The organism is Adhaeribacter pallidiroseus (assembly GCF_003340495.1).
GTDB lineage: Bacteria > Bacteroidota > Bacteroidia > Cytophagales > Hymenobacteraceae > Adhaeribacter > Adhaeribacter pallidiroseus.
In genome coordinates this window covers 1,844,805-1,861,914 of record NZ_QASA01000001.1, presented here as the reverse complement: position 1 = coordinate 1,861,914, position 17,110 = coordinate 1,844,805, and the positions used below count along the sequence as shown (strand labels likewise).

14 protein-coding genes are annotated in these 17,110 nt (G+C 40.0%); 5 read left to right on the top strand and 9 right to left on the bottom strand.

Annotation, left to right across the window (positions count from 1 at the left end):
- The first annotated feature begins 382 nt into the window (after window positions 1-382).
- The 5 genes from AHMF7616_RS07225 (at window position 383) to dnaK (ending at window position 8,946) form a co-directional block, all read left to right on the top strand.
- The gene (locus AHMF7616_RS07225) at window positions 383-1,186 is read left to right on the top strand and encodes an SDR family NAD(P)-dependent oxidoreductase (RefSeq protein WP_115372277.1); all 804 of its coding nucleotides are present in this window, start codon (window positions 383-385) and stop codon (window positions 1,184-1,186) included.
- A gap of 54 nt (window positions 1,187-1,240) precedes the next feature.
- Entirely contained in the window at window positions 1,241-2,329 is a 1,089-nt protein-coding gene (locus tag AHMF7616_RS07220) for an SDR family NAD(P)-dependent oxidoreductase (RefSeq protein ID WP_115372276.1), read from the top strand.
- An 891-nt stretch (window positions 2,330-3,220) separates the two neighbouring features.
- A complete protein-coding gene (clpB, locus tag AHMF7616_RS07210) occupies window positions 3,221-5,839 on the top strand; it encodes an ATP-dependent chaperone ClpB (RefSeq protein WP_115372274.1) in 2,619 nt (872 codons plus the stop codon).
- Window positions 5,840-6,067: 228 nt separating this feature from the next.
- Entirely contained in the window at window positions 6,068-6,643 is a 576-nt protein-coding gene (locus tag AHMF7616_RS07205) for a pseudouridine synthase (RefSeq protein ID WP_199474149.1), read from the top strand.
- A gap of 344 nt (window positions 6,644-6,987) precedes the next feature.
- Complete coding sequence (gene dnaK, locus AHMF7616_RS07200) at window positions 6,988-8,946, top strand: molecular chaperone DnaK (RefSeq protein ID WP_115372272.1); 1,959 nt, start codon at window positions 6,988-6,990, stop codon at window positions 8,944-8,946.
- Window positions 8,947-9,112: 166 nt separating this feature from the next.
- On the opposite strand, the gene AHMF7616_RS07195 is transcribed toward dnaK, so the two are convergent.
- From AHMF7616_RS07195 to AHMF7616_RS07160, 9 genes are all read right to left on the bottom strand, one after another.
- A complete protein-coding gene (locus tag AHMF7616_RS07195) occupies window positions 9,113-11,236 on the bottom strand; it encodes a DNA/RNA non-specific endonuclease (RefSeq protein ID WP_115372271.1) in 2,124 nt (707 codons plus the stop codon).
- A gap of 182 nt (window positions 11,237-11,418) precedes the next feature.
- Window positions 11,419-12,435 carry a hypothetical protein gene (locus AHMF7616_RS07190; protein ID WP_115372270.1) on the bottom strand — a complete coding sequence of 339 codons (1,017 nt, stop codon included), beginning with the start codon at window positions 12,433-12,435 and terminating at the stop codon, window positions 11,419-11,421.
- Between the two features lie 57 nt (window positions 12,436-12,492).
- Window positions 12,493-13,650: a hypothetical protein gene (locus tag AHMF7616_RS07185; protein WP_147275625.1), complete on the bottom strand. Its 1,158-nt coding sequence runs from the start codon at window positions 13,648-13,650 to the stop codon at window positions 12,493-12,495.
- Window positions 13,631-13,963 carry a hypothetical protein gene (locus tag AHMF7616_RS07180; protein WP_115372268.1) on the bottom strand — a complete coding sequence of 111 codons (333 nt, stop codon included), beginning with the start codon at window positions 13,961-13,963 and terminating at the stop codon, window positions 13,631-13,633. Before AHMF7616_RS07180 ends, AHMF7616_RS07185 begins: the two co-directional genes overlap by 20 nt.
- A 146-nt stretch (window positions 13,964-14,109) precedes the next feature.
- Window positions 14,110-14,517, bottom strand: a complete 408-nt coding sequence (locus AHMF7616_RS07175; RefSeq protein WP_147275624.1) for a hypothetical protein — start codon at window positions 14,515-14,517, stop codon at window positions 14,110-14,112.
- Window positions 14,507-14,791: a hypothetical protein gene (locus tag AHMF7616_RS07170; protein WP_115372266.1), complete on the bottom strand. Its 285-nt coding sequence runs from the start codon at window positions 14,789-14,791 to the stop codon at window positions 14,507-14,509. Before AHMF7616_RS07170 ends, AHMF7616_RS07175 begins: the two co-directional genes overlap by 11 nt.
- A 152-nt stretch (window positions 14,792-14,943) precedes the next feature.
- Window positions 14,944-16,227 (bottom strand): peptidase associated/transthyretin-like domain-containing protein, encoded by a 1,284-nt coding sequence (locus tag AHMF7616_RS07165; protein ID WP_115372265.1) that lies wholly within the window; start codon window positions 16,225-16,227, stop codon window positions 14,944-14,946.
- A 63-nt stretch (window positions 16,228-16,290) separates the two neighbouring features.
- On the bottom strand, window positions 16,291-16,440 hold the full coding sequence (locus AHMF7616_RS26680) for a hypothetical protein (RefSeq protein ID WP_199474147.1): 150 nt from the start codon (window positions 16,438-16,440) through the stop codon (window positions 16,291-16,293).
- Window positions 16,441-16,452: 12 nt separating this feature from the next.
- Complete coding sequence (locus AHMF7616_RS07160; protein ID WP_199474145.1) at window positions 16,453-16,983, bottom strand: lysozyme family protein; 531 nt, start codon at window positions 16,981-16,983, stop codon at window positions 16,453-16,455.
- Window positions 16,984-17,110: the final 127 nt, after the last annotated feature.

Below are 17,110 nucleotides of genomic sequence, written 5' to 3'. Positions count from 1 at the left end.
GGCGCTATATGCTTACAAACCGGGTACTGATCCTAGGGGCAACTACATTCCGCATGTTTAACTTTGGTGCGCGATAAGGATATTTCTACTTCATACACTTCCGTACCGGCTACCTCGGCGTACCATTGGCCGCGTAACTAATTCTTCTAAATTAGTTACGCGGTTTTCCATAAAGTACTACTGGCCTTGCTCGAAAACAGTTTGGTCTATCTGGCATTCAAAACTTGTAAGATCTAATAGCAGCGGTAAAATCATTATTAACAAAAAAATTAAAATAAAATACTTGAGGATCAAACTCTTTCTAAACCTTCGTTTTAAAATTATAGTATCAGAGTTTGGATTATTCCGTAAAAGTAAATCTGATAAAAAACTTAAACTTAAAATGATGACTGCAACTACCAATAAAACTGCCTTAATAACCGGTGCCTCAAGCGGCATTGGTTTGGAACTTACCCGCTGTTTTGCCCGCGATGGCCATTCCGTTATTATGGTAGCGCACCACGAAGAAAAATTAGCTAGTGCCGTGGCGCAAATAAAAGCAGAGTTCCCGAATGTACAAATTGAAAGTATTGCCTGCGATCTGAGTAAAGACGGGGCAGCCGCTAAGCTTTACGCCGATGTACAAGCCCGGGGGATTCCGGTAGAATTTTTAATTAACAATGCCGGCTTCGGCGAACGAGGATCTTTCCTGGAAACTGATCTGCAAAAAGAAGTTGGTCTTATTCATCTGAACATCATCGCGCTGGTATCCTTAACCAAGTTCTTCGCGCAAGATATGGTAAAACGGGGTTCCGGCAGAATTTTGCAATTAGGCTCCGTTGCTTCTTTTATTCCGCACCCGCTGTTAGCGGTATATGCGGCTTCCAAAGCATTTATATTATCCTTCACGGAGGCTTTGCAAGTAGAACTAAAAGATACCGGCATTTCCTTAACCGTACTTTGCCCTCCTCCTACCGATACTAACTTTTTTGAGGTGGCCAATATGGAAAACACTAAAATTGCCAACTCTTCTCAGGTACAATCGGCAGTAGATGTAGCCGAAGCAGGTTACGAAGGGTTAATGAAAGGCGAGGCGCGCGTATTACCAACTTTTGTAGCTAAGATGTACGCGGCGCAAGGCATTGCTTTACCCGATGCCTTTAATGCCGCTATGACCAAGAAACAACTGGAAAATGTAAAAGAGTAACACTAAATAGCTCCTGGGTTCGTACCGGGAGCTTTTTCATTTAAAAAATTTATCATGGAAACGATACAAAATCAATCAGTTTTAATTACAGGTGCTTCCAGCGGTATTGGTTTCGAGTTGGCTCGTTTGTTTGCCCGGGATAATTACCACGTTATTATGGTAGCCCACCACGTGGACAAACTGGATCATGCCGCCTGGCAATTGCAAAGCGAGTTCAGCCATGTTCGGTTAAATACCATTGCTATTGATTTAAGTAAAGACGATGCTCCTAGCCGTTTGTTCGAACATGTTCAGCAACAAGGCTGGCAAGTAAATATATTGGTAAACAACGCGGGCTTTGGCGAATACGGGCTTTTTACAGAATCAAATCTGCAAAAAGAACTAGCGATGATCCACCTGAATATAATATCGTTGGTGCATCTTACTAAATTATTTTTGCCTTACTTGCTGAATCAGGGCTCCGGCAAAATATTACAGGTGGGCTCCGTAGCTTCATTTACACCAACTCCTCTACAATCTGTTTACGGCGCCACCAAAGCTTTTATTCTATCTTTTAGTGAGGCTTTACAAGAAGAATTAAAAGATGCGCCGGTATCTGTTACTATTCTTTGCCCACCAGCTACGGATACTAACTTTTTTAACGTAGCTGGCGCCCAGGACAGTAAACTAGCGCAAGGAGATTTAGCAACGCCCGAAGAAGTGGCGCGTACCGCGTATAAAGCCTTATTAGCCGGTGACAAACGGGCTGTTCCTACTTTTAAAGCAAAGCTGCAGGTAGCGCAAAGCACCATTTTACCCGATGCACTGAATGCCACGCTTATGCATAAGCAATCCGAAGAAACTACCAAGTCGAGAAAATCAGCTTTTAAAAAAAGTAGTACTCCGGCTAATCCCACGATAGTTGCTGAAAGCGCCAGTTTACCCGTAACAGAAACGCCTTTAAAAGCGTCAACCAACCGCAGGAAAAGCACGCAAAGTACTATTACTTCTACTAACTTAGATGCTACAACAGCTTCCGTGGCAACTCTTGATCCGGCGGTGGCTATTACTGGTTTAACCGCCGATAATTTAACTGCTACCAATACTGATGTACCTCCAATCCCGGTTCCAAAACCCAAAAGAAGTACCAAAAAAAATCAGTAAACTAGTTGTTTGCATTTTAAATAAGGTATAGCTAAAAGCTTCCGGTTAATATCCGGGAGCTTTTTTACATTCCGGCCATTATACTATTTCTATCCCCAGCAAGTCGACTTATCAACCTTAAAATTTAAATTATAATCCTACACGTTAACTACCTATTAAAAAATTTAAAAAAATATGAATATGGCCAGTCCAACTTCAGGCGGTGCTTTAGAACCGCAACCAGCCGGGTGGCCGGCAATAGCTCCCAGACGCCAGCTTTTGCGACAAATAGCCAAATGGGCTAAACTGCTTGCCATTATGGGGTTTATACTCGTTGCTTATTGGGTAATAAAAGCTTTTACTTTTAACACCTTCCTCGATGACTTTCTAATCCGCAGATCCCTGTACGAATTAAAAGGTCCGATCGGAATAGACTATACCACCACCGGCCTTATCCTCCGAATTACAGGTCCTTTATTCAAAGCAACGTTGTATTTTTTGCCCAGTTGGTATTTATACCGGTTTTCTTCTACTTTAAAACATGTTCTGGTAAATGAAGAACACGCTGGTTTAGAGGTAACATTCTTTAAACTAAATTCTTTTTTTAAAACCTGTGTTACTATAGCATTGGCTCTAATAGGTTATTACGGATTATATCTTTTCTTCTTTATTTTAAGTCATATTCTTAACCTATAACAAAGGAAAGTTGTCTGGTTTATTAAAACCAATTCTAACTTTTTCTATGGGAAAATACTTAAACTTAAAACGGAATAATCATTAAGCCATAATGTCTTAAATTTTAAAATTTTACCTAAAAATTACAGACATTTTTTCCGGATTTAAATTAAGAAAGCGCCTGGAAAGTAATTTGATAATAACAGAGCACAACCGTGAGCGTAGGAAAATTGAGCTATGAACTTTAATAATTATACCATTAAATCGCAGGAAGCCATCCAGAAAGCAACAGAGATTGCGGGTGGCAACCAGCAACAGGTCGTGGAGACTGGCCACATACTAAAAGGCATCCTCCAAACCGACGAAAATGTAATTACCTTTTTGGTGAAGAAACTGGGCGTAAACCAGCATATTTTAACCACCAAACTCGACGAAATTGTAGAAAAATACCCGAAGGTAAGCGGGGGCAGTCCTTATTTGAGCAATGATGCTGCCGCCGCTTTGCAAAAAGCCACCTCTTACCTGAAAGAGTTTAAAGATGAATACGTGGCCATTGAGCATATATTATTGGGCATTTTAGCGGGTCGCGATAACGTAGCCACTTTGCTGAAAGACGTTGGGTTTAACGAAAAGCATTTAAAAGCCGCCATTAAAGAATTACGGGGTGGCGAAAAAGTTACCGATCAAAACGCCGAAACCAAGTACAACTCGCTCAAAAAATATTCAAAAAACCTGAACGAGCTGGCGCAGTCCGGTAAAATAGACCCGGTAATTGGCCGCGATGAAGAAATCCGGCGGGTTTTGCAAATATTATCGCGTCGTACCAAAAACAATCCGGTATTACTGGGTGAGCCCGGCGTAGGTAAAACGGCCATTGTAGAAGGTTTAGCGCAGCGCATTGTGTCCGGCGACGTGCCCGAAAATTTAAAATCCAAAACCTTGATGAGTTTGGATATGGGTTTACTGGTAGCCGGCGCCAAATACAAAGGCGAATTTGAAGAACGTTTAAAAGCCGTTATCAAAGAAGTAACCGATTCGGAAGGCGAAATTATTCTCTTTATTGACGAGATGCATACTTTAATCGGGGCCGGCGGTGGCGGTGAAGGGGCCATGGACGCGGCTAACTTGTTAAAACCAGCTTTGGCTCGCGGTGAATTACATGCCATTGGTGCGACCACTTTAAAAGAATACCAGAAATACATCGAGAAAGATAAAGCTCTGGAACGCCGCTTCCAGGCTGTAACGGTAGATGAGCCGAGTATTCCGGATGCCATTTCGATCTTGCGCGGTATTAAAGATAAATACGAATTGCACCACGGTGTACGCATAAAAGACGATGCTATTATTGCGTCGGTGGAGTTATCGAGCCGGTATATTTCCGACCGTTTTCTGCCCGATAAAGCCATTGACTTAATGGACGAAGCCGCCGCTAAACTGCGCATTGAGATTGACTCGCTGCCGGTGGAGCTAGATGAATTGCAACGCCGTATTATGCAACTGGAAATCGAACGCGAAGCCATCCGCCGCGAAAACGATAAAGATAAAGAAAGCGTACTTTCCCGCGAAATTGCCGATTTAAGCGGTAAACGCGACGATTTGAAAGCCAAATGGCAAAACGAAAAGCAGGTCATCGAAGGCATCCAGAAACAAAAAGAACTGATCGAGCAATTTAAACTGGAGGCTGACCAAGCGGAACGCCAAGGCGATTACGGCCGGGTAGCCGAGCTGCGTTACGGTAAAATTACCGAAGCCGAGCAGAAATTAAAAGAATTGCAGCAGCAGGTAGAAGCCAACCAGGATGGGAACCCCATGCTGAAAGAAGAAGTTACCTCCGAAGATATAGCCGAAGTAGTAGCCAAATGGACGGGTATTCCGGTAAGCAAAATGCTGCAAAGCGACCGCGAAAAACTCCTGAATCTAGAAGAAGAACTGGGTAAACGCGTGGCGGGTCAGGAAGAAGCGATTGCGGCTATTTCGGATGCCGTGCGTCGCAGCCGGGCGGGTTTACAAGACCCCAAACGCCCCATTGGTTCGTTTATTTTCCTGGGAACTACCGGGGTGGGTAAAACCGAGTTAGCCAAAGCACTAGCCGATTTCTTGTTCAACGACGAGAATAACATGGTGCGGATTGATATGAGTGAATACCAGGAACGCCATGCCGTAAGCCGTTTGATTGGCGCGCCTCCGGGATACGTGGGCTATGATGAAGGGGGTCAATTAACCGAAGCCGTGCGTCGGAAACCCTACAGTGTTATTTTGTTGGATGAGATTGAAAAAGCGCACCCGGATGTATTTAACATTTTGTTGCAAGTGCTGGATGATGGCCGCTTAACGGATAATAAAGGCCGGGTAGCAAATTTTAAAAATACCATCATCATCATGACTTCGAACATTGGGGCGCATATCATTCAGAGCAATTTTGCCGCTATGGAAGAGTACAACCGCGAACAGGTAATTGAGCGAACCAAAGACGAGGTTTTTGAATTGCTGAAACAAACCGTCCGGCCCGAGTTTTTGAACCGGATCGACGAATTGATCATGTTCCGTCCGTTGGCTCAAAGCGAGTTACGCAAGATTGTTACCATTCAGTTCCGGCATATTCAGGACCGCTTACAGGAATCCGGTATCCGTCTGGAAGCAACCGACGAAGTGCTGGATTACTTGGGCGAACAAGGTTACGATCCGCAATTCGGGGCTCGTCCGCTAAAACGGGTGTTGCAAACCCGTATCCTGAACGAGTTATCCAAAGCCATCTTGTCCGGCGAAATCCGTAAAGATGCCGTAGTAGAAGCTGTGCTGGAAGATGATCGCATTAAGTTTAACAACATTGATATTGAGATACCGATTGGTGAATAAGATGTTTTGCCCATAAAAAAAAGTCCGGTTTAGCCGGGCTTTTTTGTTTACTTCTACAACCAGTACTTCCAATTACCTACAGTAATAAGAAAATTAATTTTACTGTAAATGTACAACTCCAAAAGGTGTCATGCAGAAGGAAACTATTGGGCTACGTAGTAAAACAGTTTCTTCCTGAAGAACAGAAAATTTTAAATTATCTTTGTTCCGGGAATTACTCCACATCTCTTGTACACCTACATCATCGTCAATAAACCTTATGAAGTGCTCACGCAGTTTACCGACGAATACGGGCGGCTTACGCTTAAAGATTTTGTACCCGTGCCTAATATTTACCCGGTCGGCCGCTTGGATTACGACAGTGAAGGCTTGGTATTATTGACCGACGATAAAGCGCTTCAGCACCGCCTTTCTGATCCAAAATTTAAAATTGAGAAAACTTACTGGGCGCAAGTAGAAAATATTCCGGATGAAAAAGCTTTACAAATGCTCCGGAATGGCGTTTTTTTAAAAAATATCAAAACTGCACCTGCTAAAGCTACGCTCCTGCCCACTCCCCCAACTATTTGGGAACGTGCTAAACCTATCCGGTACCGGCAAAATATCCCGACGAGTTGGCTGCAAATTTCCCTTACGCAAGGCATGAACCGGCAGGTTCGCAAAATGACCGCTACCGTAGGCTTTCCCACCTTGCGGCTGATACGGGTAAGTATTGGTTTATTAAAAATAGAAGGTTTAGATCCTGGTGAATGGCGAAACTTAACCATAGACGAGGTAAAAAATTTAAAAAAAGGAGTACGCTAAGCAGCACCAAAACCAATCTATCCCGCCAACCCACCTCTAACCCACTAATATAAATTATTTTACGGGTTTAATAAGTGAGAATGATGGCCGCCAGGCTTTCCTGCAAAATCGCCAACCACCGCCAGAATTGCCTGTTTAAGCATAAATCTATTATTAATTAGAAGCCAATTCGGTAATTTATACTGGGTTAAAATTATACTGGGTTAAAAGCAGATAAAATAGTGGAGTAATAGTGAAATGACAATATGTCACAAAACCAGCTCAAAATACCGGTTGGCATATCCCTTGTTATTAGAGCAGTAACATAAATCGAACAAGATTTCAAAAATAAAACTATATACAAAATGGGAAAAATAATAGGCATTGACTTAGGAACTACCAATTCGTGCGTGGCAGTAATGGAGGGTAATGAGCCGGTAGTAATTCCGAACAGCGAAGGCCGGAGAACAACTCCTTCTATCGTGGCATTCCTGGATAATGGTAACGGCGAACGGAAAGTAGGTGACCCGGCGAAACGCCAGGCAATCACTAACCCTAAAAATACCATTGCTTCTATTAAGCGTTTCATGGGCCGGGGTTACTCCGAAGTAACTTCCGAGTTAAAAAACGTTTCTTACGAAGTTGTTCAAGGCAGCAACAATACCGTGCGGGTTAAAATTGGCGATCGCCAGTACACGCCACAAGAAATTTCGGCCATGGTTTTGCAAAAAATGAAGCAAACCGCCGAAGATTATTTAGGTACTAGCGTTAGCGAAGCCGTAATTACCGTACCGGCTTACTTTAACGATGCCCAGCGTCAAGCTACGAAAGAAGCGGGTGCGATTGCGGGCTTAGATGTTAAACGGATTATTAACGAGCCTACAGCGGCGGCTTTGGCTTATGGCTTAGATAAAAAACATAAAGATCAAAAAATTGCTGTTTACGATTTAGGTGGCGGTACATTTGATATTTCTATCCTGGAATTAGGCGACGGCGTTTTTGAAGTACTTTCTACTAACGGGGATACCCACTTAGGGGGTGACGACTTCGACCAGGTAATTATTAACTGGTTAGCCGACGAATTTAAGTCGGAAGAAAACATGGATTTGCGCACCGATCCGATGGCTCTACAGCGTTTGAAAGAAGCCGCTGAAAAAGCGAAAGTGGAATTATCCAGCTCGCAGGAAACTGAAATTAACTTGCCGTACATCACGGCTACCCAAACTGGCCCGAAACACTTAGTACGCAAATTAAGCCGCGCTAAATTCGAAGCTTTAGCCGATAGCTTGGTTCGTCGTTCGATGGATCCGGTTCGTCAAGCTTTGAAAGATGCCGGCGTAAGTACAACGGATATTGATGAAGTAATCTTGGTAGGTGGTTCTACCCGTATTCCGCGCATCCAGGAAGAAGTAGAAAAACACTTTGGCAAGAAGCCTTCTAAAGGCGTTAACCCGGACGAAGTAGTTGCTATTGGTGCCGCTATCCAGGGTGGGGTATTAACCGGTGAAGTAAAAGATGTGTTGCTGTTAGACGTAACGCCGCTTTCCTTAGGTATCGAAACCATGGGAGGCGTAATGACCAAACTGATTGAGTCGAACACCACTATTCCGACCAAGAAGTCCGAGACTTTCTCGACTGCTTCGGATAACCAACCATCCGTGGAGATTCACGTGTTGCAAGGTGAGCGCCCGATGGCCCGTGATAATCGTACGATTGGCCGGTTCCACTTAGCCGATATTCCGCCAGCTCCTCGTGGTGTTCCGCAAATCGAAGTAACGTTTGACATTGATGCCAACGGTATTCTGCACGTATCGGCCCGCGATAAAGGTACCGGTAAAGAGCAGAAAATCCGAATCGAAGCTTCTTCTGGTTTATCTGAAGCCGAAATCGAACGCATGCGTCAGGAAGCTGCCGCGAACGCCGAATCGGACCGTTTAGCCAAAGAACAAGTAGAAAAATTAAACACTGCTGACTCGATGATCTTCCAAACCGAGAAACAGTTGAAAGAATACGGCGATAAGCTATCGACAGGTAACAAATCGGCGATTGAAGGTGCCTTAGTCGAGTTACGTACCGCCCACGGCAGCAAAGATATTGCTGGCATTGACACGGCTATTAACAACCTGAACAACGCCTGGCAAGCCGCTTCGCAAGAAATGTACGCGGCAACTGGTGGCGCTAACCCAGGAGCGGGTGCCGATGGTGGCGCCGGCTTTAACGGTCAAGGAGCGGGTGGTCCGCAAGGCGGCCCATCCCAGAACGGTAACGGCACCGCCGATCACGTAACCGACGTAGACTACGAAGAAGTAGACGGTAATAAGTAATATTCTTAAAAATTAATACAAAAGCCTTCCTGAGTTTTCGGGAGGGCTTTTTTTGTAACTTTTTGAAAGAAAAATATATAAAGGCTTTATTAAAGTATTATTGTCTTATAAATATAACTATATTTTGAAACCTAAAAACTTTAAATATTTTATAAGCAAATATTTATTACTTTAGACTTTCAAAATTAAGTCCAGTTAAATTCTGAATATCTAATATTGGACACTGTTCAACTTTGATGAAATTATTAGGTAACTGACCCAGATTCTCCTGCCCGCGGTCTGCCAAAGAAGCATTCACTAAATCACTTTGATCGGCTAAAATCCCCATAGTTTGGAGATTGCCATCTTCGATCCAAACAATTATCTTCCAGAACTTCATTGGTATTTTAATAGAGCTTATCTCAGGATCAGTATCCTCGAAAATTGGGCCGCTAAATACAGTTACCCGGATATTAGATTTATCGCTTTCTTTAGTTATCCAGTTTTCTACTCCAGCCCATCTGGTTGTAATCGGGTTGAATCCTTTGTGTTGGGGGGAACAGTTTGTGAAATGAAACGTATCAGCCTGCGCGCGCATGGCTCGTTCCGGGTTTCCCCAGGATGGATCAGTGCGTTTTACTAGGTGCCCCCGTTGAAAGTATTTTTTCATAAAAGGATCATTATAAAGCTTCTGCGTACTTCGTTCATCTACATCAATCCGTTCATCATCGTACCATTTTTCATAAGCTTCCGCGGCCTCAAATCCGGGGTTCTCCACTCTTGTAATCTTCCCGGTATCTCGGTTAATGTTAATAACGGAAGCGCCGTCAATATTAACGGCTGTATAGAAGGGCAATTTCCGTTTTCCATGCATAACAAGGCTAAAGTGTTGGTATTTCAATTCGTAAGGATCATCTTCTTCTTTTGCTAATTTATTACGGGCAGCAGTTTGCTTCTGTTCGTTTGATAAGGTAGGAAGTTTAACTTTTATACCTAAGAAATTTGGATCATAACCATGGCGATTGGTGAAATCAGGATCCGGTTTAAAATTTTCCGCTTCTGATTTTGTTTCTATTTCAGAAGATCTTGCTTTACTGTTTAACTGATTTGTTGATGCATTTTCAGAAACAGAATGATTACCTAGCTGAATAGAAACAGATAAGGGAATGGTCCACGTAACCGTGCCATTAGGGGCTACTTGGGGATTAGATAATCCTCCGGAAGAAGCTAGATTTTCTTGCATATACTTATTGTTCTCAACTACTACAGTACTTTCTGATTGACTCTTTTCATTCAACAAACTTGGAGATCTAAATTTTGGATTTAATGCTTCCTTCACTAAGACTGCTTGGACTGATGTCATTGTATTAATTTCAGCGTTTAAGTGATTCATGATTGAACTTATACGGATACCTTCATTACCACTTTGAGGCAAGCTCTGATTTAGATTAGCGGGATCAAGAAGAGCTCGGTACGGTTCACCATAATGATGTAATCCTACTACTTCCCAATCATCGTTAAATACCGGTGAACCAGAAGCTCCTGGTAATGTATCGGAACCATAAATTAAAGTGTTAGGTGAACTAAATAAAATCCGATTTTCACGCAGTACTAATTGTTTATGTTTTCCTTCCGGATGTTGAATAATATTGACAAACATGGCTCTAATATGCTTGTCAATAGAATTAATAAGTGGTAGAAAACCAAAATCTTCTAAATTGCATAAACCATCTACTCGTTCGCCAACAGCAACTAAAGTAAAATCCAAATCATCTTCCGAGTCAGATAAAAAAAGTTTATCAGGGTCTAGTTTAAACCTTGTAAAAGGCAATACCTTGCGTTTAGAATCTAACTCATAATCAAATTCCAACAAAAAGCTTTTAGCCTGTTCTTTATTTTGAATGACATGCTGATTAGTTAAAAAAAGATTAGGCGACACCATGAAGCCTGTTCCTTGAGGATCACCATTCCAATAAGCAACTCTCGCAACAGATCTCGAAGCTGCCCGGGCCTCATCTAAAAAACAAACATCTAAAAAATCAACGGTGGAACCTTGAATACTCTCGGCTTTAGATTGCTTTATCGGTGTTAAGGGAAGCGTCTTGGGATCTTCGTAATTGGCTATTCTTTTTGCAATAGCTGCGCTTACATCCAATTTCTTTTGAATATAGGCTATCTTTCGGTTTTCATCAGGCTCAGCATCCAATGGCCGGCCTTCCCGAATTTTGTCTACAACTGCTTTCTGCGCGCTGATAGATTTTTCTAATCTATCAACAACCGCATTGCGAATTTCTTTAGAAACAAGTTTCATGGTATTTGAATGATTACTTATTTACTTATTAAAACTTTATAGAATATCATTATAAATTAACTGACAACAAAAAATGCAACTAAGTGCTGTATAAAATTAACGAGAATAAGTGAAGCTATTAATAATACGGAAAGATTCTTAAACAAACCAAGAAGTAGTTTTAGCTATAAAAATAATATTTATTATGGAGTAGAACTTTTCTTTTGAACTGCTCTACCTAAAACGAATCCAGAAATACCACCAATTAATGTTCCAAGTATTTCCGAATTCAGTTTGTCTGTTAATCCTAAAAGCAAAATGGTTGATGTTAATAAAAACACAGTAATTATTTCTGTAACCAGGCCAGCGCCATAAATTGCACTATAAATTGTAACATCTCCACTAGTACTATCACTTTGCTGTACATTCCGATATTTGAACAGTAATAAAGGGATTAAGTAAATCAATAAGATAAAAATAATAAATACAGGAAAACCCCATTTAAAGATAGTTTCATCTGTTTCAGCTTTCTTTTCAATTTGATCTTGTAAAGAGAACCTCTCGTTATTTAAAGCACTTATCTCATCATCAAGGGTTTTTATTTGTTTATCTAATGAAGATTTAATATTTTGGATTTGTTCTTTCAATTCGCTTTTTAACTTTAAATAATTATCTCTCGTGTATGTAGCATTAATTTTGCTAATATTTAATTCATCAATGTCAGAATCTGCAACCTCATCATTTAGTGAGATGCCCATGTTTATAATTCTATAAGGATCATACTCACCAAGTCTATTTGATATAGTAGAAACTAAATTTTGCAATTCAAGATTATTATTTTGTTTTGATATAGATGTAAATCTTGCACTTAGGGGCCTAAAGTTAGCGATAAATAAATAATATATCTGTTCAACTTTCGATATTTTTCTTGTTTTGTTTAATTCCGTTTGTAATCTAGATAATTCATTATTATCTACATCGGGTTTTATGATTTGATCAAATGAAGTTAATGTAATATTAATATCATCAGCTATATTTTTAATTTCTTTTCTATCAGCCTTTTTATCATTAATTTGTTCATTAATTCCTTCAATCTTAGTTAATAACAACGTTCGGCTTTGGTCATCATTTTTGGTTTGTGAATTACCAGTAACTTGAGAATAGCTCTTATAAAATAAGCTTATAAACACAAGAAATAAAGCTAAATATTTATTATTCATACTACGCTCATTTAATGAAATTAAAATAGAACAATTTAACATTTACCTTATAAATACTTACTCACGAAATTGAACAATGTTTACACGAGTTACAATATTAAAAATCAATCTGTCTTTGAAGCTGTCCGCAGATAATGTTTGAAATGAATCTGATAATTCCAGAGTAATTCCTCCCAATGGATTAGCTAACCAATTCTTACTCAACAGATAAAATCCAACACCTAAATTCACCGGAAATTGCCTTCCGTTCTCCATTTCAGAACCATTCCTACCATAATAAGAATTCGCTCTTCCATAAAGTGAAAACGCAGCATTCTCTAATTTATGAGGTTTAAAATACAGATCAAAGTTTATAGGAAAAGAAGTAAATGTCTGGTAATTGCCAGAGAAACCAACATTCTCACTCTTAAAACTTCTGGTAGTTCCTGTAATAGAATTTGTTGAAATTGTTACATCTTCGGCCCGAACTTCTGTTAAATCATCAACATTGTTTTGTTTTCTTAAGCCAATAGTTAAACCAGCTAATAAAATAACATCATTTTTAAAAATATTAAACTTAGGATGCCAATAATTTAATCCAATCTGGCCATTGAAGCCATCGAATCGCAAAGAATTAAATTGACTATCAAATGGTAGACTTTGATTATATAGTTTGAATTTACTTACTTCATACCCCCCTCTTGTTATAAGCCATAATTCTGGAGGCGGTGCTAATGCTGCTGTTAATACACCCATGCGAACGTCAATAGAGTTTTTTCTTTGTTGAGTTGTTCTAGGATTCGCGCGCTCTTCTGCAAGTATTTTTATTGAATCTATTACAATAGAATTACCTATAGAACTTGATGGGTCACCATCTATTCTATACCCAAACCTGATTTTTATATCAGAAGCTGGTGAAACTTTTCCGTTAGAAAAAATTGTGCTATAATCATTTAGAGCTTTCCCACTGACAGTAAACCCGTACCATATTGGTCTTTCTGAATAGCGATTAACTAAACCATTTTGAATAGGTACAGTTTTGAATTTATAATTAATATATCCAATTTCTAACTTTTTATCTGCTGCATTTAGAGTAACAATGCCTCCACCATATTGCGTATAATCAATCGAGCTATTGCCTTTAGCTCCTTCTAAAACATTCTGAGAATAAGATAATGTGCTTATAAATAAATTTAAAAGCAATACAACAACTATTTTATACATTCTCGTTTCCATTATCTGTGGTTTTAATTTCTTTTGAATAAAATGCAAAACTATTAGGACCAAAAGTCTTCTCATCAGAAGTTTCTGGCGGCGCTAGTCCAATTCCAGAAACTTTTATCGACGCATCTACTCCTGGATCACCATTCATTAAAATAAATACATCTAGATCATCATCTTGAGTAGTAAATTCATCAAATTTCAGAACCCACTTGCTTCCCGTAAAAATTTTACTATTAGTTACGTCTCTGCCTTCAAGAAGAACTGTTATTAAGTTTCTAGCATGATTAGAAACTTCAATATTTAAGTTTTGAATTACTTTGCTCATATTTTTATTTAATTTAAATAGTTTAAATATTTAAAATGATTTAACTGATATTAGCAGAATATCTATTTTACTACTTGAATTAGAAATAATCTAATATGCATTCTGATTGTTTTTATAATAATTTTAGTTTATGATTATCAAATTGTTTAGCCTAAATTATTATAGAATTCTTCCTCAATAATCTCCGTCAAAACATAAGTACAAACCTTACACGCTTCCGCTCCGGTTTGTAAAAACCAGCGGCAATTACTCCGGATGGAACAAGCCGGTAACTTTTCGTTCAGCGGAATCGATTCTAAATACTGCACGGCTCTTTCGGCTACGCGGCAGCTTTTACCGTTCCATTGCTGGCAACCATTTTCCACGCATTTATTTGTAAATCGAAAACGGCGTTCGGGGGTAATTGGGTGCTGCTCTACTTTCTCGATAAAGTCATTATCTATAGGCAAAGGTTGCGGCAAAATAGCAACTGTACCATTATTTTGCCGCACCCCTAATAGTTGTGAGCCCGGCGCACAGCGATGCGACGGGCACATAATTGCTTCAGAGTTCACCTTGTTTTCTTATTTTAGATTGAAGAAGGTCTTTCAAATTTTCCTTTTTAAAATCCCGAATAATGATTCCATTTATCAATCCACCCTTACCAAAGATAGTTTTTCTATCTATATCCGATAAATCGTTTATTGGGAATAATGCTACTTGATTAGCGGTGCCAATATTCGCTAACTCGCCGGCTACTGCTTTATGAATAGCCGCATTTAAGCTCTTACTTTGCTCAGGAGAAAGTTCTAAATCGCCCAAGTCAACCACAAATTGATTCTTTTCCATGGTACAAATGTTTATAATTATTGCCTACTCTATTTACCGTTTTCGGCTTTTCGGTTTTATCAGATTTAACAAATGATGCGAAAGGAAATGCTAATCAGGAGAATTGATAAATTCAAACGTTTTTCTTACTTCTTGCCATTTAATCTGTCAGCTTATCTAGCAGATGCTTCTAATATAATTTTCAGATCTTCCCCGTTTTTGATGGTGATATCTTGTTTAGAAGTATAGCTTTGAGCGCCAACAGTTAAAAGAGCACTTACCGTATATAACCCTTCCGGAGGAACTGGAATACTAAAATTTCCGGTTGCGTCTGGTACTGTTTTTAAGCTAATTTTACCATCTGCCGATGACACATTAATAATGGTACTGGGTAATTGGTCATTAGGTGCCGGATCTATCGTGGGAGAAAAAGTAACTTTTCCATTTATTACTGGTGCTATTAGCGAGGTATCTTTTTGGGATAACTTATTGGGATCATCGACGGCTTTGTTGAGGGGTAGAATCAAATTTTTAAATCGTTCTAATAATTCAACTGTGCGTCCGGAAAAGAAGCCCAAAACAAAACAGAGAATAATTAATCCGTGTCGCAGATTATTAAAGTTTGCTTCCAGATTGTCGGTAGTAACGAGCTGCACACTAAAATAGATGACAATTGTAGTTAACGGCGCGTAAAACAGCTTTGCCCAATTCACATATTCAATGCTGGAATCATATTGCTTGGCTGGATCATTTTTCTCGCGTAATGATTCGGACACGTTATAAAATATGCTGGCCAGCAAACCAAATAATGACCAGAATATAATTTCCAGAAAAACCAAGTCTTCCGTTAGCCAGAAGAAAGAATGAACCCTTAGTTTGTAGTCTTTTAAAAAAGAATCCGGGAAGCCGCTCCGTGCGTATTCCCGCACAAATAATACTACCTGCCAAAAATCTCTGGAAGTACTAGAAGTGATAGCGTTCGATTTTGGTACCTCCTCGGAACCGGCGAACCAAGAACGTAACCATTCAGGAACCGCTCTAATCCAACTAGTAACCGACTGGTGTTCCTGGTTAAATTTGTACCGGGAACTAATGTAATTTACTATCCGGGTAGCAATGCTATCGCCGCACGAAACTAACGCTGGGCAATTTATTTGTGCAATTTTTTGCCTGGCAGCAGTAGAATCTGCTCCCGTTTTGGGATCAGGTTTCTGTATCGATGACCCATTTTCGATGCAAAACTCTCTTGCTTGCGAAATCATGGTTCTGATATTTTCTTTTTCCTGATCCGAAAGTTCTTTTAACTCTTCGCCGGGAAGAAGCAGATGCAGGAAAACATAAAGCCCTACTAAAATAAAAAACAATTTTTTAAATTCTCGCCCGGATTCCCAGTCACGCCATAAATCTGGTTTAGTTACTTGGGGTTTAGTAGCAAGTGGTGTTTGTTCGTTGGCCATTATGTAACTTATTTATATGGTTTTTCCTCATTAACCTAGTAATTTTCATCTAAATACCGGCTTTTATTGCACCTCGATGCCGTTGGCGTTTACCGGCTCCGCGAGGCTCCAGTTACTGCGTTGTATTTGCGCTTTGAAACACTTGGTACGGTACACGGTTGGCCGCAATTCCTGGCGGGAATGCGTGGCTAACCAATCGTGCCGGGCATCCACGTATTGTTCTATCTAGGCTTTTTCCTGGCCGCCGTTTAAAGGAAGCCTTTCGGCGAAACGCTTCCGCAGAAAGTCGGGCACTGTACCGGAATGAATAAAACTATCGTAAATCACGAGCAGACTTAACGCTTCTGTAAAGCCAAAACCCCGGTACCAAACAAAAGCTGGTTGGTAATAATACATGTCGAAAAATTCATCCTGCGAGGCCCGCATGATAATATCTTCGCGCGCGGCTTGCCGGAGTAATTGCTTAAATTGAGCATTAGTGTGCAAAGCGGGTTCCTTGCCAATTTTAGAGATATACCCTTGAAACAACGCAGAAAAACGACCATCTCGGGACATATAAAGTTCTAACAACCGTTTTAAATTGCCGAATTCGGTAGTCTGGCTTCTGCCGTAGGTAATCTGATACATTTTCTCTCCTTGTTTGTTGGTAGCATCTTTATAAATGGAAATACTATCGTATTTACCGTTCGGATCACCGGTTTCAAAAACGTTTATTATCTTTAAAACTTTGGACTTCTGTGTATTCGAGATCGCCATATATAGTGCTTTATTTAATTCACGATGAATTTCTCTGGTTATAAAAATATATTCTTCAGTACTGAATTCTTAGTTTATAAGTAAAAGGACATAAGTAACAAGATACAAGTAGCAAGACGAAATGATT